Origin of the sequence: Ralstonia sp. UNC404CL21Col, from assembly GCF_000620465.1 — a bacterium.
Classification (GTDB): domain Bacteria; phylum Pseudomonadota; class Gammaproteobacteria; order Burkholderiales; family Burkholderiaceae; genus Ralstonia; species Ralstonia flatus.
The window spans coordinates 31,581-52,841 of the sequence record NZ_JIBE01000004.1; the positions used below are offsets into that span (position 1 = coordinate 31,581).

The window sequence follows — 21,261 nt, forward strand, 5'->3', positions numbered from 1 at the left end:
TGAACGTCCCCCAGAGACGTGATCGGTTCTGCCGGTTCCGCTGATGCCGCCCCTTGTTGTGATTGCCCGTGCGCTTGCGCCGGGCTGCTGGAGACACCCGAGTGCCGAGCACTCAAGCACGTTGCGCAGGCACTTGCCGCGCACGCTGACCGAGCCGAAGCGAATCGCGCAAATGTTTGCGGTGGCGGGTACGTTGCTTTCCACGGGCGCGCTCGCACAGACCGATGTGGCCGACCTCACTGCGTTGCCCATCGAGCAGCTCATGCAGGTGCAGGTCGTCACGAGCGCATCCAAGTACGCACAGGCCGCCAATGAGGCGCCGGCCAACGTTTTGGTCGTCACCGCGGCGGACATCAAAGCCTATGGCTGGCGCACCCTGGCCGACATCCTCGGCAGCCTGCCGGGCCTCTACACCAACTACGATCGCAGCTACAACACGCTGGGGGCGCGCGGCTTTTTGCGTGCGGGCGACTACGACACCCGCTTCCTGCTGCTGATCGACGGCCATCGCACCAACGACCCGATCTTCGACCAGGCGGCCGTCGGCACCGAAGCCATCCTCAACGTCGACCTGATCGAGCGCGTCGAGTACGTGCCCGGAGCGGGCTCGGCGGTGTACGGATCGAACGCGCTGTTTGGCGTGATCAACATCATCACCAAGCGCGGCCGGGACATTGACGGCGTGCAGGCCAGCGCATCGACGGGCAGCGCCAATGCGCGCGACGCCCGTGTGACGTGGGGCAAGCGGGCCGAGAACGGCGCCGAGTGGCTGCTGTCGGCCAGCGTGAACGACGCCCCCGGCTGTGACCTTTACTTTCCCGCGTTCAACCAGCCGGGCGTGAGCGACGGTGTGGCCCGCGGCATGGATTTCGACCGCGCCAAGCGCCTGTTCGCCAAGGGCAGTTTCGGCGAGTTCGGGATGACGTTCGGCTACGTCGATCGCACTAAAGGCGTGCCGACCGCCCCGTACGACCAGAGCTTCAACGACCCGCGCTCGCGCGCCGTCGATACGCGGCACATGTTCAACGGCACCTGGCAGCACGCCGTGGACGACACGACCGACGTGTCGGCCCGGTTGTTCTGGGGGCGGTATGCGTCGCTGGGCGATTACACATACAACCCGCCCCCGGCCGGCATCAACCGCGATGTGTTCGATACCGCGTGGTACGGCACGGAACTGAAGCTGGTGACGCGCCGCATCGAGCGCCACACGCTGGTCATGGGCACCGAGCTGCAGCGCGACTACCGTGATGCAATGCGCAATTTCGATACGGCGCCGTACGTCAGCTACCTGGACGACCATCGCACCAACAACCGCCTGGGCGTGTACGTGCAGGACCAATTCATGCTCCATCCGGATTGGCTGCTGGATACGGGCCTGCGCTACGACCACACGAGCTTCACGCCGGGCATATTCAGCCCGCGCGTCGGCCTGATCTGGCATGCCGCTCCCACGACCACCGTCAAGGCGATCTACGGCATGGCCTATCGCGCGCCGAACGATTACGAACTGAACTATCAGACCAGTGCACCCGGCGGCCAGCAGATCACACACGGCCTGTCGGCCGAACGCATCCGGACGTATGAAACGGTTGTCGAACAGCAAGTTGCCGCGGGCGGCAAGGCCACGTTGTCGGTGTTTCAGAACAACGTTTCCAACCTGATCAGCCAGAGCGAAGACCCGAACACGGGGCTGCTCTTTTTCAGCAACGTGGCGCGCGTGCGCACGCGGGGCGCAGAACTTGGCTACGAACAGAACTGGCCGGGCGGCACGCGCCTGCGCACGAGCTACAGCTTCCAGCGTTCCGAAGACATGGACTCTGGTCAGACGCTGGCCAATTCGCCGCGTCACATGCTCAAGATCAACGCCACCGCCCCCGTCTGGCGCGACGACTGGCGCGCCGGGGTCGAGGCGCGGTACATCAGCAATCGGCTGACGACCACGGGGCAGGTCGGCGGTTACTGGATCGCCAACCTGACCTTGCTGGCGGCGCGGCTGGCACCCAATCTGGAGATGTCGGCCAGCGTCTACAACCTGTTCGATCGACGCTACGCCGATCCGGCCGGGCCGGAGCAACCGCAGTCGTCCATCGAGCAGGATGGGCGTGCCTTTCGCCTGAAATTCACCTACACCTTCCGATGAACAGCTCGCACGGCAGCGTCCGACGCGCACGAAGACGAGGCCCGCGCAGGTTCTGCGCGGTGCTCGGCGCCGTGCTGGCGGGCGTGGCATGCATGGGCGCCACGCAGGCGCAGATGCAGGCCACCGAAGTGCAGGTCAAGGCGGCGTTCATCTACAACTTTGCGCTGTTCACCAACTGGCCGGCCGACGTCATGCAGGCCGATGCCCCGATGGTGGTGTGCGTCACCGCCCAGCACCCGTTGCAGGCGGCCTTGGAAAAACTGACAGGAAAACCCGTGCGCGGACACCGCCTGGAAATCCGAAAGATCAACGATGGCACCGTCGCCGGCTGCCATGTCCTGGTGTTCGACGCGCGCGCCTCGAACGGTGTGCGTGTCGATCCGGCCACGCCCGTGCTGACGGTGTCCGACAGCCCGAAGGGCCAGCGCGCCGCCGGCAACCCCGACCCGATGATCGCGTTGGCGCTGCATGACGATCGCGTGGTGTTCGATATCGATGCCGTGGCCGCACGGCAGGCGCGTCTGCAGCTCAGTTCCCAGCTGTTGCGCCTGGCGAGGAGCGTGCAATGAGCGAGTCCATCACGACCTCTCGGCCGCGCCTGGGGCACTCGGTGGTGCGGGCCAACATGGCCGGTGCCGGTGCGGCGCTGACCATCGCCGGCTTCCTGCTGATCGTGTTCCAGTTCATCGCGCTGCATGCGGCCCTGGTGCGCGACGTGCACGTGCAGGCGCGCATCGTTGGCGCCAACAGCGTGGCCGCGCTGCTCTTCAATGATCGCCGGGCGGCCGAAGAAACGCTGGCCGCGCTGGAGGCATCGCCGTCGCTGCGAGCCGCCGGCATCTTCAGCGCACTGCGCAAGCCGTTGGCGCTGTATCAGCACGGGGACGCCGCACCCGTGCGTGCCCCCGATGCCGCCATGCTGCGCGAGTCGGACGTATCGACGCTCACCACGCTGGAGGTGGTGGAGCCGGTGGAGTCGGAACGCCGCGTGATCGGCTATGTCGTGGTGCGCTCGAGCCTCAGCGAGCTGTACATGCAACTGCTCGGCTATGCGGTGCTGACCGTATCGGTGGGCATCGGCGCGATGGGCCTCGCGTATCTGGTGATCGCACGCATGCGCCGCGCGGTGCTGCAGGCGGAGGCGCATCTGGACTACCTCGCCCATATCGACTCGGTGACGGAACTGCCGAACCGGCACGCCTTCAACGAACGCCTGCAGGTCTCGCTCAAGCGCGCAGGCCAGACGGGTGCGGTGGGGCTGCTTCTCCTGGATCTGGACAACTTCAAGGTCGTCAACGACACGCTGGGCCACAACAACGGCGACCGCCTGCTGCGCCAGGTTGCGCGGCGGCTGAACGACGTGATCGACCAGGCCAACTTGCGTGCCGTGTTGTGCCGCATCGGCGGGGATGAGTTTGCGGTCATCGCAGAACTGTCGGGGCGCGCGCAGATTGCCGAGACGGAAGCGGCAACGCTGGCCGATGGATTGGCCAAGCGCGTTCTGGCTGCGCTGGCGGCGCCGTTTGCGCTCGACCTGCACCAGATCTACGTGACGGCCAGCGTGGGCGTGAGCCTGTATCCGCATGACGCGCGCGACGTGCAGGTGCTGACGCGCAACGCCGACACGGCCATGTACCACGCCAAGAACCGCGGCAAGAATGCCGCTGCCAGTTTTACGTCGGAGATGGACCAGCAGGCGCGCCGCCGCCTGCGCGTAGAAGCCGACCTGCGGCGCGCGCTGGACCGCGACGAATTGCTGCTCGCCTACCAGCCGCAGGTGCGCTTGCGCACCGAAGGCGCACACGACGCAGCGATCTCCAAAGCAAACGTCTACGGCGTGGAGGCACTCGTGCGCTGGCGCCATCCGGAGATCGGGCTGATCGGCCCCGGCGAGTTCATCGCCGTGGCGGAAGAAACCGGTCTGATCGTGCCGCTCGGCCTCTGGGTGCTGCGTACCGCGTGCCAACAGGCGGTGCGCTGGATGCGCGAAGACGGCATCACGCTGCGGGTGGCCGTCAACCTGTCGGCACGGCAGACGCGCGACCCGGCGCTCGTCGAGAACGTTATGGACGTGCTGCGCGAAACCGGCCTGCCGCCGCATCAGTTGGAACTCGAAATTACCGAGAGCGTGCTGATGGAAGACATCGAGGCCAACATCGCGCTGCTCGAATCCCTGCACGCGGCCGGCATCAGCCTGTCCATCGACGACTTCGGCACCGGCTATTCCTCGCTCGCGTATCTGCAGCGTTTCCCGATCCAGAAGCTCAAGATCGACCGCAGCTTCGTGCAGCGCATGCCCGGCGACGGCGAGGCCATTGCCGGTGCGGTGATCGCCATGGCCCACAGCCTGCGCATGCAGGTCGTGGCCGAAGGCGTGGAAGACCCCGAGCAGCTCGCGTTGCTGCGCGACGCCGGCTGCGACCTGGGGCAGGGCTACCTGTTCTCGCGCCCGCAGCAAGCCGACGCGTTGCTGGCGTGGCTCAACCGGCTGGACAGCGCCGAGGATGAAGGCAGCGCCGCGTTTGCCGACGGCGAAGCGGCGCCCAGCGCGTCGTTGCCGTCGTCGTTGGCGGGCTAACTTCTCTCCCAGAAGAACGTTTTCGGAATTGACCTATTTGGTATACTAACCAACTAGGTTAATTTGGCGTGCATGGAAAACGTACGCCACATGCCAAGCTGTCGCTCATTCGTGAACTGATCCGATCGGGCAGCGTACGGGCGACACGCAGTGCATACGAGGGGGCGCTCGAACTCGGCATTACGGATCTGGCGGGCATGTGCGCAGTCGTCATGACGCTCACGCCGCACTGCTTCTACAAGAGCATGACGACCCATGCCGACCACCGCGTGTGGCAAGACGTCTATCACGCCAAGGCGCAGGGCCAAGACGTCTACCTGAAGCTGACAGTTGTCGATGGCGTGCTGATCGTTTCGTTCAAGGAGCTTTGACCATGAAATGCCCGAGCTGCGGTGCCGCCGAGCTGGTTCATGACACCCGCGATGTGCCGTACGCCTACAAAGGCGAGACGACTGTCATCCCGTCCGTTACTGGAGCGTTCTGCCCTGCATGCGACGAGATCGTGCTCGAACGCGGGCAGGGCGACCGGTATGGCGAACTGGTGTCGGCGTTTCAGCGCCAGGTGAATGCCGGCTATGTTGATCCGGCCTACATTGCGGCGGTGCGGCGCAAACTGAATCTGGACCAGCGCGAGGCCGCCGAGATTTTTGGCGGCGGCGTCAATGCGTTCTCGCGCTATGAGACGGGGAAGACGAAACCGTCTCTGGCGCTGGTGAAACTCTTGAAGCTTCTCGACCACCACCCCGATCTGCTGGCTGAAATCAAGACAGCTTGATCGCCCTCCAAAGAAAAAGCCCGCCAATGTGCGGGCTTTTTTTTCGACCACCATCGGGCACGTTCAAGCAGCCGCCCGCCGCGCCGCGCGCGTTGCCCCGGCCGTCAGCACCACCACGGCCGCGAGGATGATGCCCGTTGCGCCCAGCGTCTGCGGCGCGACGACTTCATCCGCCAGCCATGCGCCCATCAGCAGGGCGATGGGCGGGTTCACATACACGTAGCTTGTCGCCATGACGGTGGACACGCGTTCCACCAGCGCCATGTAGGCCGTGAAGGCGATGGCCGAGCCGAACACCACCAGGTAGCCCCACGCAAGCGCGGCATGCATGCCGATGTGGCTGGGCCACGTTTCGCCGGTGAGCAGGCTGAGCACGACGAGTGCCACGCCGCCAAAGGCCATCTCCAATACGAACGCCGTCATGCCCTTGGGCATGTCGATGCGCTTGGAGAGCTGCGAGCCGAACGACCATGACGCGATGGCGGTGGTCAGCGCGAGCACGCCGACCGTGCTGGCCTGGAACTCCGCGCCACGAAACAGCACCGCAATCCCGATGCTGCCCAGCGCGATGGCGCCAATCTCATAGGCCCGCAGGCGGCCGCCGGCCAGCAGCGTCCAGAGCGTGGAGAACAGCGGCATCGACGCGATCATCACCGTGGTCGCACCCGACGAGATGGTCTGCTCGGCCACCGCCGTCATGCCCATGCCGCCCACCAGCATGAACGCGCCGATCAATGCGCAGTTGCGGACTTGTCGCGCACTCGGCCGCTCTTCGGGCTGCTTGCGCTGTCGCAGGATGACGAGCGGGGCGAGCAGCACCGCTGCAGCCAGAAAACGCGAGCCCATCATCAGGAAGGGCGGCAGATCGGTCAGCGCAAAGCGGATGGCGAGATACGTTGTGCCCCACACCACGTAGGTGATGAGCAGGCACAGGGCGATGAAGGGCGACATGACGGAACCTCTGCGAGGAAGTCCCGATGCTACTCAACGCCGGCTTATGCGCAAAACGAGTTTTGTTATCGCTCGTTGTGAGCGGCGTTAGCAAGCAAGTGAACGGAGGCGTATGTGGAGTTCGAGACGCCAATCACGGGGTTCCAGACCTCACGTTCGGGGTTGCGAACCCGGCGTGCGGGGTTTGGAACCCCATGCATGGCGTTCAGAACCTCAATGCTGGCGTTCGGACTACGAGATATCGAGGTTCTGAACGCCTCCGGTCACGTTCCGAACGCCACCGGTGGAGTTCGGAACCTCAAGCGCGGCGTCCGGAACCTCAAGCGTGGGGTGTTGGAACCCCAAGTGTCGAGTTCAGAACGCCAAGCGTGACGTTCCGAACCTTGGCGGCCCCTCAGATGACCCGGAACCCGTGCGTTCCGTCGCGCCGAAGCTGCTCCACCAGCCCGAACTCCCAGTCGAGATAGGCCTGCATGGCGGTGCGCGGCGCGCTCGTGCCTTCATACGGGCGGCGGTAGCGGTCGATGGGGTCTGAGGCCAGGCGGGTCTCGCCGGCTTCAACGGGCAGGCCGGCGGCCACCCATGCTGCGGTACCTCCGTCTAGCACCCACACCTCGGCCTGCGTCAGCTTGGCAAGGTCGGCGGCGGCAAAGCGGGCAAGCTGGCTGGAGCCGCACGTGAGCACATAGCGGCGGGCCGCCGGGATGCGCGCCAGCGCTGCGGGCAAGTCGGAGCGCACGGCAAACCACGCCCCCGGAATATGCCGCGCAACGTAGTTGGCGCTGCGCGTGACGTCGATGACGGCGGTGTCGCCTGCTTCCAGCCAGCCGGCCAGGGCGCGGGCGTCGACCGTGCGCACGGCCGGAGGTTGTGGCGCGGGCGTCTGCCACGTGCCGGTGACGCTGCGCTCGCTGGCGTCGACCGGATCGACGACATAGACCTCCCAGCCCATCTGTGCGAGCCACGAGGCGGACATGTCGGCGCGCACACCGTCGTCATCGGCCAGGACGATACGGGCGCCGCGCACGGCGGCGGTGTGGTCGGTTTCCTGCACGAGCTGGCCGCCGGGCGCGCTGGCAAAGCCGGGCAGGTGGCCGGCGGCATATTCCTCGGGCGTGCGTACGTCGAGCTTGTAGACCGTGCGGTCCGGTGTCTCCAGTTTGGCAACTTCAGCCAGCGCAATGCGCGGCACGTTGGCGCGCTCGGCCACGGCGCGTGCATCGGCCTGGGCCTGCGCGCGCGTTTCGGCAGACACGTCCTGCGGGTGACGGCGGCTGGCGCCATGGTCCAGCACCTGATCGGCCAGCAGCCAGCCGATGGTGCCGTTGCGCAGTGCCGCCACCGGGTTGGGGATGCCGGCATTCACGAGCGATTGCGTGCCGATGATGCTGCGCGTGCGGCCTGCGCAATTAACGATGACCTGCGTGCTCGGGTCCGGCGCCAGCTCGCGGATGCGCAGCACCAGCTCGGCGCCCGGCACGCTCGTCGCCGTGGGGATGCTCATGGTCTGAAACTCTTCATAGCGGCGCGAATCGACGATCACCACGTCGCGCTTGGCATCAAGCAGCGCCTTGACCTCCTGCGCGCTGAGCGATGGCGTGTGGCGATGCGCCTCCACGTATTCGCCAAAGGATTTGCTCGGCACGTTCACGTCCTGGAACACTTCGCCGCCGGTTGCGCGCCAGCCATCGAGGCCGCCTTCGAGCAGGTACACGCGCGTATAGCCGAGTTCAGCCAGCTTGGCCGCCGCGCGCGGGGCGAGGTCCACGCCATCGTGCACGCCGTACAGCACGATCAACGTATCGCGGCGCGGAATGCGCGACCACGCTTCCAGCTCCAGCCGGGAGAGCGGCAGGTTGGCTGCCCACAGCGGATGCGCCTGGGCATACGGGTCTTCCTCGCGGACGTCGACCAGCGCGATCTCCTTGCGGGCCAGCAGGGCGGCGCGCACGTCGGCATACGCCAGTGTCGGGACGTGGGTTTCGGCCAGCGGTGCAGCGACCGGCGATTCGATGGCGTCGATGGTGGTGCTCATGATGCAGGCGTGTCCTTGGAACGGTCCCAGAGATTGGGCAGATGGGTATTCGAATAGCCGGAGACGAAAGGCTTGCGCTGGCCGTCTTCCGTATAGACGGACCGGTGGATGCCGCCGATGTTGCCGCCGTAGACATGGATGCTGATCGACGTGCGATCGTCAAAGGCGTTGTGCACGCGGTGGATGTCCCCCACGCGCGGCGAGACGTGTTCCACAGCGCCCGGCTCCAGGCGGATGGCCGGGCCGTCGGGTTGCGGTTTGCCTTGCGCGTCGAGCTTGAACGGCTGCGAGTATTCAGCGCCGCGCAGCATGCCGATCAGGCCCCACGTGGTGTGGTCGTGAATGGGGGTGCGCTGGCCGGGGCCCCAGACAAAGCTCACGATGGAAAAGCGCTCGCCCGAATCGGCATGCAGCAGGAACTGCTGGAAGTGCTCGGGGTGCGGCTGCGCGTACTCAGCGGGCAACCAGTCGTCGCGGGCGACAAGCGCGCCGAGCAGGGCACCGGCACGCGAGAGGATCTCGGCTTCGGTCGGTTGCTGATCCAGCAGGCGCGACAGCGCAGTCACGAAATCACGCAGCGGTGCGATGGACTGGGTTGCGGGCGCCGCAGAGGAAACGGCAGCGGAAATAGCAGCGGAAGCGGCAGCGAGGGCGGGCGTGCTCATCGGCGGGTTCCTGATGTGGGGTTTCGGTGCATCTTGCTGGACTTGATGGGCGGCGTCCAGCTAAACCCCGAGCGCAGTGCGGCCGGCTGCCAGCAGGATGGAATCGTTCTGCGGCGTGTGGATGCGGCTGCACAGCACATCGCGATAGTGGCGCTCGAGCGGGTTGTGGCGCGACAACCCATGGTTGCCGGACAGCTGCAGCGCCAGCTCCACGGCGCGGATCGCGTTGGTGGTGACGGTGTACTTGAGGAGCCCGCTGTCGGTCATGGAAAGCGGCGAGCCTGCATCTGCCGCTTCGGCTGCGTGATCGAGCAGGACGCGGTTAGTGCGTAGCGCGGCGGCAATCTCGCCCACGGCTTCCTGCATGCGCGGCAGCGTGGCCAGCGGCCCGCCCAGGTTGGCCGGCGCACGCGTGTTCAGGAACGCGACAAGCCAATCGCGCGCGGCCTGGGCCACGGAGTCGTACAGGCTGCCGAGCAGCACGTTCATCCAGGCTTGCTGGTCGAGCTGCGCGCTGGTGTCGGCTTGTGCGGCGCCGTGTACCGGCCATTCGGCAGCAGGGCGGATGTCGACGGCGTGGTCGAGCGGAATCTCCACATCTTCGAGGACGACGTCGTGGCTGCCCGAGGCACGCAGGCCGAGGTGGTTCCAGGTTTCTTCAATGCGGATGCCCGGTGTTTGCGGCAACGGGCGCGGCACGAGAAAGATCCCCACGCGCGGCTCGGCTTCATCGGTGCGGCCCCACACGGCAAGCCAGCGCAGCGCAGGGCTTCCGGTGCTGTAGAGCTTGCGGCCCCGGATGCGCCAGTTGCTGCCCACGCGCGTCGCCACGGTGGCGGGCAAGCCGCCGCGTGCGGGCGTGCCCAGGTCGGGCTCCACGCGCAGCGCGTTGATGAGCGCCCCTTCATTCAGGGCAGTGGCAAACACCTGTTGCCTGACATGCGCCGGCCAGCGTGTATCGGCACGTGCGATGGCGCGATGCTGCAGGTACGTCATCGTCAGCACCAGCGCGGTGGCTGCATCGGCATGTGCGATGGAGGCAATGATCTGCCGTGCCGTCTGCAGGCCGGCGCCACCACCGCCATGCGTTTGCGGGATGACCTGTGCAATCAGGCCCGAGGCGTGCAGCAGCGCGAAGTTGTCGTGCGGGAAGCTGCCCTGCAGATCATGCTCTGCGGCTGACGCGGCCAGCTGCGGAGCAATGGTGGCCAGCACTTCGGCAAGCCGGTCGGGCGGCGTTGGCAGGCGATGCAAGGGAGCAGGCGACATGGCGATGCGATGTGCGAAGCAGGTGACATTGGCGCACAGCGTATCCGGGTTGCCACGCGCCGCGAACGACCTATGCCGTATATGCAGCGTTGAAATTATTCGTTAGTGCAATGCTGGTGGTGACGTAACTTCATTCGCATTCATGGCGGGGCGCATTGCCTCGCAAGTCTTCTAACGATATGCGGAATGGAGCCAGCATGAGCGTCGATTTCATCGGCATGATCCAAAGCCAGAAGCAGTCGGAAATTCACCCGCCCGATCCGAATGGGCCCGTGGTCGACCGCGATTACGTACGTGCCTTTGCACAGGCGCACGAGCAGGCCGGCTTTGATCGCATCCTCGTGCCGCACCATTCAACGGGGCCGTCGGCCACGCTCACGATTTCGTATGCAGCCGCGTTGACGGAGCGCATCCACTTCATGCTTGCGCACCGGCCCGGGTTTACCAATCCGACGCTGGCCGCGCGCCAGATTGCCACGCTGGATCAGTTCACCGGTGGCCGCCTGGGCGTGCACTTCATCTCCGGCGGCTCCGACAGCGAGCAGCGTCGCGATGGCGATTACCTCGACCACGACCAGCGCTATGCACGCACGGACGAATACCTGGGCATCCTGCGGCGCATCTGGACAGAGTCGAAGCCGTTCGACCACGAGGGCACGTTCTATCGCTTCGAGCAAGGTTTCTCTGAAGTGAAGCCCGCGCAGAAGCCCCATGTGCCAATCTACTTCGGTGGTGCTTCGGACGTAGCCGTCGAGGTGGCCGGCAAGCATGCCGACGTGTATGCGCTGTGGGGTGAGTCGCTCGACCAGGTGCGCGATCTGACGACGCGCGTGCGGGCCGAAGCCGCCAAGCACGGGCGCAGCATCCGGTTTTCTGTGTCGTTCCGCCCGATCCTGGCGGAAACGGAAGACGCCGCCTGGGCACGGGCAGAGAACATCCTCGAGCGGACGCGCGCGCTGCGTGTGCAGCAGGGCTACAGCCGAGGCGGCCCGCAACAGAGCGAGGGCGCACGCCGCCTGCTCGCGGCAGCCGAACGAGGCGAGCGCGTCGACAAACGTTTGTGGACGGCCATCGCCAAGGAAACCGGCGGACGCTCCAATTCCACCGCGCTGGTCGGCACGCCGGAGCAGGTGGCCGATGCGCTGCTCGACTACTACGACCTGGGCGTCACCACCTTCCTGATCCGCGGTTTTGATCCGCTGGAAGACGTGCTGGATTACGGCCGCACGCTCATCCCGCGCGTGCGCGAGCTGGTTGCGCAGCGTGATGCGCAGCGCAAGGCCGCGTGAGGCACGGGCATGAGCGCAGTCCTTTCCATCGAGCGCGCGGCATCGTCCACGCTCAAGCTGAACAGCACGCCGCAGCAGAAGTTCTGGTTTGATCCGCCCGCCACGCGGCCGACGCTCGAGGCCGAGCGGCGCCATCGGCAGGAGCGCCTTGCGGGCGCGTTCCGCCTGTTTGCGCGGCACGGCTTCGACCTCGGGCTGGCGGGGCACATCACCGCACGCGATCCGGAGTTGACGGACCACTTCTGGGTCAACCCGCTGGGGGTGCATTTCTCGCGCATCAAGGTGTCGGACCTCCTGCTCGTGAACGCGCGTGGCGAGACCGTCATCGGCAACCGGCCGCTCAACAAGGCGGCGTTTGCGATTCATGCGGCGATTCACGAAGCGCATCCGCACATCGTGGCTGCGGCGCATACCCATTCGACCTACGGCAAGGCGTGGTCGACGCTGGGTCGGCCGCTGGATCCGCTCACGCAGGATGCATGCTCGTTCTATGAAGACCATGCGCTGTTCGACGACTTCACCGGCATGGTGGTCGATTCCAGTGAGGGCGAGCGCATCGCGCATGCGTTGACCAAGCCCGACGGCGGCACGCACAAGGGCGTGATCCTGAAGAACCACGGCATTCTCACGGCCGGCCCGACGGTGGAAGCCGCGGCATGGTGGTACATCGCGCTGGACAACGCTGCCCACACGCAACTGCTGGCCGAGGCCGCCGGCACGCCGCAGCCCATCGATGCCGCCACGGCGCGCCATACACACAGCCAGGTGGGCGGGCAGGAGGGGGCGCTGCACGCATTCGAGAGCCTTTACGCCGGCCTGGTCGCGGCCGAGCCGGACGTGCTCGATTAAGCCGTCGCCTCACACAACACATCGAACACATCGAACACGTCATCACGGGGAGCATTCAATGAGCGAAGAGACCGCGGGCATCTCGCGCCGCAAGATATTGCATGCAGCGGCCGCCACGGCGCTGGCCGCACCGGCATTGATCCTGGGCCGCAAAGCCTACTCGCAACAGCGCAAGCTGACGTTTGCCTGGAACCAGAACTCGTTTTGCCTGACGCCCATCGTGGTGGCGCAGGAACGCGGCTTCTTCGAAAAGAACGGGCTGCACGTCGACCTGATCAACTACAGCGGCTCGACCGATCAACTGCTTGAATCGATCGCCACCGGCAAGGCCGATGCGGCAGTCGGCATGATTCACCGCTGGCTCAAGCCGCTGGAAGCGGGCTTTGACGTGAAGATCATCGGCAGCTCGCATGGCGGCTGTGTGCGGCTTGTGGGTTCCAAGGCGGCAGGCGTCACGAACCTGGCGGCGCTCAAGGGAAAGACCGTGGGCGTGAGCGATCTTGCCGCGCCGGGCAAGCACTTCTTCACCATCTTGCTGGCCAAGAACGGCATTGACCCGGACAAGGACATCACCTGGCGCCAGTACCCGGCTGACCTGCTGGGCGTGGCGGTGGACAAGGGGGAGATCCAGGCGATTGCCGACGGCGACCCGAACCTCTACCTGCTGGAGAAGCGCACGAACGGCGCCTACGTGGAACTGGCCACGAACCTCTCCGGTGAATACGCGCGCAAGGTCTGCTGCGTGATCGGCGCACGCGGCGAGCTGGTCCGCAATGACCGCCCGACGGCATCTGCACTGGCGCGCTCGATTGTGCAGGCCACGGATTTCGTCAACGAAAACCCGAATGAGGCCGCCAAGGTGTTTGCCAAGTATTCGCCCAAGGTGGCGCTGGACGACTTGCGCAAGCTCTACGCCACGCTCACGTACACGCATCACCCGACCGGCGTCGACCTGCGCGACGAGATCGCCTTCTACGCGGAAGACTTCCGCCGCATCGGCGTTATCAAGAAGACCACCGATCCGCAGCGCCTGGCGCAGCACGTGTACGTGAATGTGCTGGCCTGACGCGCGGCGCGTGAGCACGTGAGCACATGAGGAACACATCGACATGAGCACCATCCCGCAAACACTGGAGGCGCCCGCCGCGCTCTCCAACCCATTTGCCGATGCCGCAGAGCGCGGAGGGGCATGGCGCACCGGCGCCGTGGCCGCATTGGCCTGGGCTGCCTTCGGGCTGCTGACGTGGCGCTGGCCCAACCACGTGGTCGGCTTCAGCGATTGGGCGTTCACGGCGGAGCTGGGCATTGCCGCGTTGATCGTTGGCATTGCGCTGTTCGTGGTGGCGTTGGCGGCGGGCCATGTGGCCCCGTTGCGCCCCGTGCAGGAAGCGCTGCAACCGGCCGGGCCATGGCTGATCGCCGTGCCTGCAGTGCTGGCGTTGTGGGAGGTGCTGACGGCCAAGTCCGGCGCATTGCCCACACCGTTCTTTGCGCCGCCGCAGGCGTTGATCGAGGTCTATTCGGAAGACTGGCCGCGTCTGGGCGACAGCGTGTTGAATACGCTCAAGCTGCTCGGCATCGGTTATCTGCTCGGCGCGTTGACGGGCTTTCTGGTGGGCGTGTCGATCGGCTGGTCGCGCGCGGTGGGCTACTGGGTGCATCCGGTGCTGCGCATTCTCGGGCCGTTGCCGGCGACGGCGCTGTTGCCGATCACGTTCTACTTCTTCCCGTCGAGCTATTCGGCGGCGGCTTTCCTGATCGCCCTGGCGGCCGGCTTTCCGGTGGCGGTGCTCACGTGGTCCGGCGTGGCGGGCGTGAGCAAAAGCTACTACGACGTTGCCCGCACGCTGGGCGCATCCAACGCATTCCTGGTGCTGCGTGTGGCGATTCCGGCAGCGCTGCCCCAGGTGTTCGTGGGTCTATTCATGGGGCTGGGCGCGTCGTTCACGGTGCTGGTGACGGCGGAGATGATGGGCGTGAAGTCGGGCCTCGGCTGGTACCTGACCTGGGCGCAAGGCTGGGCATCGTACGTCAACATGTATGCCGCGCTGATTGTCATGGCGCTGCTGTTCTCCAGCATCATCACGCTGCTCTTCAAGGTGCGTGACCGCGCGCTGGTCTGGCAGAAGGGGACGCTGAAATGGTAGCCGTGCTGGAACGCGAGGCACCGCCTGCGGCCACAGCTGGGGCGCGTATCGACGTGCAGGGCGTCAGCCACTGGTTTGGCAGCCGCGCCAATCCGCTGCAGGTGCTCGACGGTGTGAGCCTGACCATCCAGCCGGGCGAGTTCGTTGCGCTGCTGGGGCCAAGCGGTTGCGGCAAGTCCACGCTGCTGCGCCTGATTGCGGGGCTGGAGCCGCCCACGCGCGGCCGCATCCTGCAGGACGATGCGCCCATCAACGCGCCGGACCCGTCGCGTGTGGTGGTCTTCCAGGATCCGACGCTCTACCCATGGCGGCGCGTGTGGGACAACGTCGCGCTGGGCCTGCAAGCGCGCGGCGTGCTCAACGCAGAGCGTGACCGCGTGGACGATGCGCTGGAACGCGTGGGCCTGGGCGGCTTTCATCGGGCGTTTCCGCATGAGCTGTCGGGCGGCATGGCGCAACGTGTGGCGCTGGCGCGTGCGCTGGTCAACGATCCGCAATTGCTGGTGCTGGACGAGCCACTGGGCAAGCTGGATTCACTCACGCGGCTGGCCATGCAGAGCGAGCTGGTGACGCTGTGGCAACGCGCGCGCTTCTCGACCGTGCTGGTAACGCACGATGTGGAGGAGGCGCTGTTCCTGGCGCAGCGGGTGGTCATCTTCAGCCCGCGCCCGGCGCGCATCACGGCGGAACTGACGGTGGATCTGCCTTACCCGCGCCATCGCGGCGACCCGCGCTTGAGCGCGTTGCGGCACGAGGCGCTCGGTCATCTCGGCTTGGGCGAGACCTGGTAGATGGCGGCATCATCATGAGCGGACCGGAAGCGACGGTCTGGCTCAACGCGTTGCTTGGCTTTCTGCAATGGGCGCAGCACGGCGTGCTGGTGCTGCTGCACACGCTTGGGCTGACCGGCGAGTCTCACGGGCAGCCGGCGTGGCCGTGGGACGTGCGCATCGCGGGCGAAACCCTGTTGATCGACCTTGGGCAAGCGCGGCAGCTTGGCCTGACGCTGATTGCCTTGATGCTGGCGTTGCTGGCCGTCGTGATCGCCGTGCTCGTGCGGCGATGGCGGCCGGTGTCATCCGGCGTCGCGGCGGGCCTGCTTGTGGTGGCGCCCTGGCCGTCGGCGGTTGTGGTGGCGCCCGCCGTGCCGACGAGTTTCCATGTGAGCCCAACGGCGTTTTCGGTGGCGTCCATCACGCAGGGCACGCGCATCTACAACGCCGCGTGCGCAAGCTGCCACGGCGCAGACGGCCGGGGCGAAGGGCCCTTGGCCGCCACGCTCACGCGCTGGCCGCCCACGGTGGTCGGCCCGTTGCTTGGCCGTCATGCCGATGGCGAGCTGTTCTGGCACATCGCCCACGGCATGCAGGACACGCAAGGTGCGTCGACCATGCCCGCATTTGCCGGTCGACTGAGCGATGCCGATGTCTGGGCGGTACTCGACGCCATGAAGGTGCTGGCCGCGCGTGGCGGCGTGCGCGCCGGCGGCTGGCCGCTGCCGGTGGCGCTGCCTGCGTTGTCCGTGCGCTGCGGCGACGCGCTGCCGCAATCCCTGGCGACATGGCGCAATGGCCAACGCGTGCGGGTGGTGGCGGTGGATGCGGCATCGAGCACCGACATCCCGCTGGAAGATCCGCGTTTCCAGACGTTGCTCATTACGCCGGATGGCACGTTGCCACCGCCGACGCGCGCGTTCCAGGCGCGTTGCGTGGCGACAGGCGCCGACGCCTGGAGCGTCTTTGCCGCCATCGCCGGTGCTGCGCCGCAAGCGTTCTCCGGCACGCAGTTGCTGGCCGATCGCAATGGCTGGTTGCGCGCACGCGGCGCTCCGGGCACGACGTGGTCCGACGCCGATTTCCTCTGCACCTCGGCCGCACGCGGAACCGCCCGCAGCACAAGCGGCCTCGACTCCTTGATCGCCCGCATGGACGCCGAACCGGTGCGCTATGTGAAAGGCGGCTTCATCCACTGACCCTCGATCGCATCGCTCCATCACCATGCCGCAACATCGACGACGTTTTCTGCAATCCACGCTGGCGCTCGCTGCCGCGCCTGCCTTGTCCATCGCGCAACCCCGCCTCGTGCTCAAGGCGGGCGACCAGAAGGGTGGCCTGCGCGCGCTGCTGGAAGCGGCCGACTCGCTCAAGGGCGTGCAGTACGACATCCAATGGACCGAGTTTCCGGCGGCTGCTCCGCTGGCCGAAGCGCTCAACGCGGGCGCGGTCGACTTGGGCCCGATTGGCGATGCGCCAGCCATCTTTGCCTTGGCGGCGGGTACGCGCATCAAGCTGATCGGCGCTAACCGATCGGACCCGTACGGCACGGCGGTGCTGGTGCGGCCCGATTCTCCGTTGAAGACGGCGGCAGATCTGAAGGGCAAGTCCATCGGTACCAACCGCGGGTCGATCGGGCATTTCGTGGCGCTCAAGGCGTTGGAGTCGGCGGGGCTGGGTCCGGACGATGCCAACTTCCGCTTCCTGCCGCCGGCAGATGCCAAGCTTGCGCTGGTCAACGGGTCGATCGATGCGTGGTCAACGTGGGAGCCCTACACGGCGATGGCCGAAACGGCCAAGCATGCGCGCGTGCTCGTCAGCGGGCGCGGGTTGTGGTCGGGCCTCAGCTACCTGGCAGCGACCGACGCTGCGCTGGCGGCCAAGCGCGACGCGCTGCGCGACTTTTTGCAGCGCGTGGTGCGTGCGCAGGTGTGGTCGTACCAGCATGTCGACAGCTTTTCGGCCACGCTGGCCCGCATCATCGGCATTGCGCCGGAGGCGGCCCGGCTGCAGTTCGCACGTCGACAGACGGTGTGGCGCGCCATCGATCCGCAGGTCATTGCGGAGCAGCAGCGCACGGCCGATTTCTACGTGAAGGTGGGCCTGCTCAAACAGCGGCTGGAGGTGGCCACCACGTTTGACACGGGGTTTCCGCTGATCGCCTAGCGGGCGTTGCCCGAATGGGATTCCGCACTGGGCCGCGAGCCGCCATGCGGGCCCGCCGTACCCGGCGCTTCTGCGACGTTCTTGGGCAGGTTGGTGGCGGGCGTGACCGCGTCTGGCGCGTTGTTGCCGCCCTTGCCAAAGCGCGCCGCCAGGCGGTCCTGCACTTCGGTCAGCTGGGCCTGCTCCTGCGCTTTCTGGGCGCGTTCCGTCTCGGCCTGCTGGGCAGCGGCGGCCTGCTCAGCCGGCGTGGGCGGCGGCAGTTTGCCGTGAGCGGGATGCGGCAAGGCGACCGTGGTCAGGCCGATGGCCGCCGCGGCGAGCCAGATGGCGGTGCGTGGAATGGTCTGTGGTGTTTGCGGCATGGCGGTCTCCGGGGCGGGATCGCCATGGCTGCAGCAAATGCAGTGCCGTGTGAGTTCAGCGCCGCTCGGCAAGCGCGTTGTGGAGCACCGTCTTGAGCACGTTGAAGACGGGGTTGTCGTTGTCCTTGCGATAGGCCATCCAGAGTTCCACCGGCTTGGCCGGCGTCGTGCGCACCGGGCGATAGACCACGCCCTCGAAGTGCAGCATGGCCGCTGCTGCGGGGATGAGCGCCACGCCGATTCCCGCACGCACCAGCGCCAGCATCGAGTGGATCTGGCTGACGTATTCGACGATGTCGGGCAGCACCTCCGCACGCTCCAGCAGGCTGCTGACCATCTGGTGGAAATAGCGCGCCTCGTATGGCGAATACATCAGCAGTGGCTGGCCCTCGCAGTCGCGCAGGCTGGGGCGTTGCGGCCAACTGTCGGCCACCGCTTCCGGCAGGGCGATCACGAGCGCTTCCTGCGAGCACGGCACCGCAATCAGCTCGCCATGCTCCACCGGCGGGCGCAGCAGGCCGACGTCGATTTCACGCGCATCCAGCGCCGCGAGCTGCGCGCCGCTCACCATCTCCTTCAGCGTCAGCCGCACGCCCGGTGAAGCCGCCCGCACGGCGCTCACGAGCGAAGGCAATTTGCCGTAGCCGACCGATGCGGTAAAGCCGATCGCCAACTGTCCGGCCGCGCCCGTCGCCACGCGCCGCGCCGTGGCTGCTGCCTCGTCCGCCAGCCGCAGGATGCGCGAGGCGTCGGGCAGAAAACTGCGTCCGGCCGCCGTCAGCTTGACCGAGCGGCTGTTGCGCTCCAACAGTTCGGTGCCGACCTGATGTTCCAGCAGGCGCACCTGGCGTGACAGCGGCGGCTGCGTCATGTGCAGGCGTTCTGCTGCCCGTCCAAAGTGCAGTTCTTCGGCCACGGCGACGAAGCAGCGGAGTTGGCTGAGTTCAAACATCGATTCAAAACCTGTATGGATTGAGTCAGTGCTTATCTTGAAACGGAAAGATCGCCGGTGCAAGAATCGGCTCGCCCTTCGGCTCGAAGGGCCAATGACAACCATCAGGAGACGAGCATGTCCATGGAAAGCGCGGAAGTTGGCCGTCGCAGGTTTCTCAAGAATGTGGCAGGGGCAGGCCTTGCAGCGGCCAGCGGCCTGGCCGGCGCGCAGAAGATCGAAGGGTTCAAGCCGAACGCGCGCTACCCCGACGTGGCGGTGGAAGTGCTCGACCCGAGCTTCCTGAAATACCGGCTCTACAGCAGCTCGGTAGAGCAGCTCGCCACCGGCATGCGGTGGGCCGAGGGGCCCGTTTACTTTCCCGCCGGGCGCTACCTGCTGGTGAGCGACATTCCGAACAACCGCATCATGAAATACGACGAGACGAACGGCGCGTTCAGCGTGTTCCGCGAGCCGTCGAACTACGCCAACGGCAATACGCGCGACCGGCAAGGGCGCCTTGTCACGTGCGAACACTCGGTCACGCGCCGCATCACGCGCACCGAATTCAACGGCAGCATCACCGTGCTGGCCGATCAGTACCAGGGCAAGCGGCTGAACGCGCCCAACGACATCGTCGTCAAGTCCGACGACAGCATCTGGTTCACCGACCCAACGTTCGGCATCAACGGCAACTGGGAGGGTTTCAAGGCGCAGCCGGAGCAGGCCACCACCAACGTCTACCGGATCGATCCGAACGGCAGCCTCCGCGCGATCATCACCGACCTCGTCAACCCGAATGGGCTGGCGTTTTCGCCCGACGAGAAGAAGCTCTACGTGGTCGAGTGGAAGGGCACGCCGTCGCGCAGCATCTGGAGCTACGACATCGCGCCCGACGGCACGGCGTCCAACAAGACCAAGCTGATCGACGCCAACGGCGCGGGCGCGTTGGATGGCTTTCGCGTCGACAAGGATGGCAACCTCTGGTGCGGCTGGGGCTCGGACGGGCGCGTGGGCGTCAACTCCGCCGACTACGACGGCGTGAAAATCTTCAACGCGCATGGAAAGCCGATCGGCTTCATCCACTTGCCGGAACGCTGCCCCAACCTGACCTTCGGCGGCCCGAAGAACAACCGCCTCTATATGGCGAGCTCGCACTCGCTGTATGCCCTTTACGTGGAGGCCGAGGGCGCGGTGTAAGGCGGCACTGACGGGACGCGGCCGCGCCGTCACGTGCGGTCGCAGCATCGGAATCAGCGACCTAGGGAAGACCCTGTATCAATACAAGTTCTGTATTGATCGAGTTAGTAGTTGGCTTGGACTTGAATCGATCGCGGTGCAAGAATTCGCTCACCAACAACACGCATTCATCACGAGCGAGACATGTCCCGATACAGCCCTAAAGAATTCGCCCAACAGATCGGCTCCGGTCTGCTGTCCTTCCCGATCACGCATTTCAAGGCGTCGGACCTGTCGTTCGACGAGGCAGCGTATCGCGCCAACCTGAACTGGCTGTTCAGCCACGACGCCGCTGGCCTGTTTGCAGCGGGCGGCACGGGTGAATTCTTCTCGCTCACGGCAGCCGAGACCGATCGCGTGGTGCGCGCAGCCGTGGCGGAAACCGGCGGCAAGATTCCGGTGATCGCCCCGGCGGGCCGTGGCACGGCTGAATCGATCGAATACTGCAAGGCCGCAGAAGCTGCCGGCGCCGACGGCATCCTGCTGCTGCCGCCGTACCTGACCGAAGCGTCGGCGGACGGCGTGGCCGCGCACGTGGAGCAGGTCTGCAAATCCACCAAGCTGGGTGTGATCGTCTACAACCGCGCCAACCAGGTCCTCGACGAGAACCACCTCGAGCGCCTGGCCGACCGCTGCCCGAACCTCGTCGGCTTCAAGGATGGCGTGGGCGACCTGGAACTGATGACCCGCATTTACGCCCGCCTGGGCGACCGCTTCACCTACGTCGGTGGCCTGCCGACGGCCGAGACCTTTGCGCTGCCGTACCTGACGATGGGCGTGACGACGTATTCGTCGGCCATCTTCAACTTCGTGCCGAAGTTCGCGCTAGAGTTCTACGCCGCCGTGCGCGCGTTCGACAATGCCAAGGTCTACAAGATGCTCAACGAGTTCGTGCTGCCGTACATCCAGCTGCGCAATCGCAAGCGGGGTTATGCGGTGTCGATCGTCAAGGCCGGTATGAAGGTCATCGGCCGTGACGCAGGTCCGGTCCGTGCTCCGTTGACTGACCTGACCGACGCCGAGATTGCTGAACTGTCGACGTTGGTGTCGCGCATTGCCGAAGTGGAAAAGCTGGCGGCCTGAGCGCAA

General features: G+C 66.1%; 20 protein-coding genes. 14 read left to right on the forward strand and 6 right to left on the reverse strand.

Translation table 11 applies throughout. The annotated features are described in order from the left end of the window. Positions 1-172: 172 nt before the first annotated feature. The 5 genes from N511_RS0108440 to N511_RS0108460 all read left to right on the forward strand — a co-directional run bounded on the left by N511_RS0108440 (position 173) and on the right by N511_RS0108460 (position 5,496). A complete protein-coding gene (locus N511_RS0108440) occupies positions 173-2,143 on the forward strand; it encodes a TonB-dependent receptor plug domain-containing protein (RefSeq protein ID WP_027678891.1) in 1,971 nt (656 codons plus the stop codon). After that, positions 2,140-2,712: a YfiR family protein gene (locus N511_RS0108445; protein ID WP_027678892.1), complete on the forward strand. Its 573-nt coding sequence runs from the start codon at positions 2,140-2,142 to the stop codon at positions 2,710-2,712. Before N511_RS0108440 ends, N511_RS0108445 begins: the two co-directional genes overlap by 4 nt. Beyond that, the gene (locus tag N511_RS0108450) at positions 2,709-4,721 is read left to right on the forward strand and encodes a putative bifunctional diguanylate cyclase/phosphodiesterase (protein WP_027678893.1); all 2,013 of its coding nucleotides are present in this window, start codon (positions 2,709-2,711) and stop codon (positions 4,719-4,721) included. The genes N511_RS0108445 and N511_RS0108450 overlap by 4 nt, the downstream gene beginning before the upstream one ends. Positions 4,722-4,789: 68 nt before the next feature. Next, on the forward strand, positions 4,790-5,092 hold the full coding sequence (locus N511_RS23860) for a type II toxin-antitoxin system MqsR family toxin (protein ID WP_037026557.1): 303 nt from the start codon (positions 4,790-4,792) through the stop codon (positions 5,090-5,092). Between the two features lie 2 nt (positions 5,093-5,094). Next, a complete protein-coding gene (locus N511_RS0108460) occupies positions 5,095-5,496 on the forward strand; it encodes a type II TA system antitoxin MqsA family protein (RefSeq protein ID WP_027678894.1) in 402 nt (133 codons plus the stop codon). A 63-nt stretch (positions 5,497-5,559) separates the two neighbouring features. Here the strand turns inward: N511_RS0108460 and N511_RS0108465 are convergent, their stop codons facing one another. From N511_RS0108465 to N511_RS0108480, 4 genes are all read right to left on the reverse strand, one after another. After that, on the reverse strand, positions 5,560-6,447 hold the full coding sequence (locus tag N511_RS0108465) for an EamA family transporter (RefSeq protein ID WP_027678895.1): 888 nt from the start codon (positions 6,445-6,447) through the stop codon (positions 5,560-5,562). A 394-nt stretch (positions 6,448-6,841) separates the two neighbouring features. Next, positions 6,842-8,482 carry a rhodanese-related sulfurtransferase gene (locus tag N511_RS0108470; RefSeq protein WP_027678896.1) on the reverse strand — a complete coding sequence of 547 codons (1,641 nt, stop codon included), beginning with the start codon at positions 8,480-8,482 and terminating at the stop codon, positions 6,842-6,844. After that, positions 8,479-9,147: a cysteine dioxygenase gene (locus N511_RS0108475; RefSeq protein WP_027678897.1), complete on the reverse strand. Its 669-nt coding sequence runs from the start codon at positions 9,145-9,147 to the stop codon at positions 8,479-8,481. The genes N511_RS0108470 and N511_RS0108475 overlap by 4 nt, the downstream gene beginning before the upstream one ends. Before the next feature lie 60 nt (positions 9,148-9,207). Beyond that, entirely contained in the window at positions 9,208-10,416 is a 1,209-nt protein-coding gene (locus N511_RS0108480) for an acyl-CoA dehydrogenase family protein (protein ID WP_027678898.1), read from the reverse strand. A 197-nt stretch (positions 10,417-10,613) separates the two neighbouring features. On the opposite strand from N511_RS0108480, the gene N511_RS0108485 reads away from it, so the two are divergent. Genes N511_RS0108485 through N511_RS0108515 form a run of 7 tightly spaced genes read left to right on the forward strand, consistent with a single transcriptional unit; the run spans position 10,614 to position 17,640 of the window. Further along, positions 10,614-11,705: an LLM class flavin-dependent oxidoreductase gene (locus tag N511_RS0108485; protein ID WP_027678899.1), complete on the forward strand. Its 1,092-nt coding sequence runs from the start codon at positions 10,614-10,616 to the stop codon at positions 11,703-11,705. 9 nt (positions 11,706-11,714) lie between these two features. Beyond that, the gene (locus N511_RS0108490) at positions 11,715-12,554 is read left to right on the forward strand and encodes a class II aldolase/adducin family protein (protein ID WP_027678900.1); all 840 of its coding nucleotides are present in this window, start codon (positions 11,715-11,717) and stop codon (positions 12,552-12,554) included. Between the two features lie 58 nt (positions 12,555-12,612). Continuing rightward, positions 12,613-13,620, forward strand: a complete 1,008-nt coding sequence (locus N511_RS0108495; protein ID WP_027678901.1) for an ABC transporter substrate-binding protein — start codon at positions 12,613-12,615, stop codon at positions 13,618-13,620. A 43-nt stretch (positions 13,621-13,663) separates the two neighbouring features. Then, positions 13,664-14,701: an ABC transporter permease gene (locus N511_RS0108500; RefSeq protein WP_027678902.1), complete on the forward strand. Its 1,038-nt coding sequence runs from the start codon at positions 13,664-13,666 to the stop codon at positions 14,699-14,701. Next, the gene (locus N511_RS0108505) at positions 14,695-15,492 is read left to right on the forward strand and encodes an ABC transporter ATP-binding protein (protein ID WP_027678903.1); all 798 of its coding nucleotides are present in this window, start codon (positions 14,695-14,697) and stop codon (positions 15,490-15,492) included. The genes N511_RS0108500 and N511_RS0108505 overlap by 7 nt, the downstream gene beginning before the upstream one ends. A gap of 14 nt (positions 15,493-15,506) precedes the next feature. Further along, the gene (locus N511_RS0108510; protein ID WP_027678904.1) at positions 15,507-16,673 is read left to right on the forward strand and encodes a c-type cytochrome; all 1,167 of its coding nucleotides are present in this window, start codon (positions 15,507-15,509) and stop codon (positions 16,671-16,673) included. 25 nt (positions 16,674-16,698) lie between these two features. Next, entirely contained in the window at positions 16,699-17,640 is a 942-nt protein-coding gene (locus N511_RS0108515; protein WP_027678905.1) for an ABC transporter substrate-binding protein, read from the forward strand. On the opposite strand, the gene N511_RS0108520 is transcribed toward N511_RS0108515, so the two are convergent. Then, complete coding sequence (locus N511_RS0108520; protein WP_027678906.1) at positions 17,637-18,002, reverse strand: hypothetical protein; 366 nt, start codon at positions 18,000-18,002, stop codon at positions 17,637-17,639. The two genes, N511_RS0108515 and N511_RS0108520, sit on opposite strands and share 4 nt — an antisense overlap. 55 nt (positions 18,003-18,057) lie before the next feature. Further along, positions 18,058-18,954 (reverse strand): LysR substrate-binding domain-containing protein, encoded by an 897-nt coding sequence (locus tag N511_RS0108525; RefSeq protein WP_027678907.1) that lies wholly within the window; start codon positions 18,952-18,954, stop codon positions 18,058-18,060. A gap of 117 nt (positions 18,955-19,071) precedes the next feature. Between N511_RS0108525 and N511_RS0108530 the strand changes: the two genes are divergently transcribed. Next, positions 19,072-20,133 carry an SMP-30/gluconolactonase/LRE family protein gene (locus N511_RS0108530; RefSeq protein WP_027678908.1) on the forward strand — a complete coding sequence of 354 codons (1,062 nt, stop codon included), beginning with the start codon at positions 19,072-19,074 and terminating at the stop codon, positions 20,131-20,133. A 183-nt stretch (positions 20,134-20,316) separates the two neighbouring features. After that, a complete protein-coding gene (gene kdgD, locus N511_RS0108535; protein ID WP_027678909.1) occupies positions 20,317-21,255 on the forward strand; it encodes a 5-dehydro-4-deoxyglucarate dehydratase in 939 nt (312 codons plus the stop codon). Positions 21,256-21,261 lie beyond the last annotated feature (6 nt).